This window comes from Rhizobium sp. BK316, assembly GCF_014193695.1.
Lineage (GTDB): Bacteria > Pseudomonadota > Alphaproteobacteria > Rhizobiales > Rhizobiaceae > Rhizobium.
In genome coordinates this window covers 1-1,076 of sequence record NZ_JACHZR010000016.1, presented here as the reverse complement: position 1 = coordinate 1,076, position 1,076 = coordinate 1, and the positions used below count along the sequence as shown (strand labels likewise).

Here is a 1,076-nt window from a genome sequence, read left to right as displayed (position 1 = left end):
CTTGGCATCGCCATGGGCTCCTACTGGGCCTATTACGAACTCGGCTGGGGCGGCTGGTGGTTCTGGGATCCGGTGGAGAATGCCTCCTTCATGCCCTGGCTGGCCGGCACGGCACTCTTGCACTCGGCCCTCGTCATGGAAAAGCGCGAGGCCTTGAAGATCTGGACGGTGCTGCTCGCCATCCTCACCTTCTCGCTGTCGCTGATGGGCACCTTCCTGGTGCGCTCCGGTGTGCTGACCTCGGTGCATGCCTTTGCCAGCGACCCGAGCCGCGGCGTCTTCATCCTCTGCATTCTGCTGATCTTCATCGGCGGCGCCCTGTCGCTGTTTGCCTTGCGCGCCCCGCTTCTGTCGGCCGGCGGGCTGTTTGCGCCGATCTCGCGCGAGGGGGCGCTCGTCGTCAACAACCTGATCCTGACGGTTGCCTGCGGCACGGTGCTGACCGGCACGCTCTATCCGCTGGTGCTGGAGACGCTGACCGGCGACAAGATCTCCGTCGGCGCGCCCTTCTTCAACCTGACCTTCGGCCTGCTGATGGCGCCACTTCTGATCGTCGTGCCCTTCGGGCCGCTGCTTTCCTGGAAGCGCGGCGATCTGCTCGGCGCCCTGCAGCGGCTCTATGTCGTGGCCGCACTCTCGCTCGCCTCAGCGCTGATCTTCTTCTACATCCAACATGGCGGCCCGGTCATGGCGGTGCTCGGGCTTGCCGCCGGTCTGTTCCTGATCCTGGGCGCGGTGGCCGACCTCTGGTATCGCGCCGGCATCGGCAAGGTGAAGGCTACTATCGCCTGGCGAAGGCTGTCCGGCCTGCCGCGCTCGGCCTTCGGCACCGCACTTGCCCATGCAGGCCTTGGCGTCACCGTACTCGGCATCGTCGCCGTCACGACCTTTGAGAGCGAACATGTGGTCGAGATGAAGCAGGGCCAGTCGACCGAGGCCGGCGGTTACAGCATCGTCTTCGACGGCATGCAGCCGGCCACAGGCCCGAACTATACCGAGGACCGCGGCCACTTCTCGATCCGCCGCGGCGGGGCAGAGGTTGCCGATGTCTGGTCGGCCAAGCGGCTCTACACCGC

1 protein-coding gene is annotated in these 1,076 nt (G+C 66.1%); it reads left to right on the top strand.

The annotated features are described in order from the left end of the window. Nucleotides 1–1,076 (top strand): cytochrome c-type biogenesis CcmF C-terminal domain-containing protein (locus FHT87_RS30990; protein WP_183806495.1); only part of this gene is annotated, 1,076 nt, incomplete at both ends.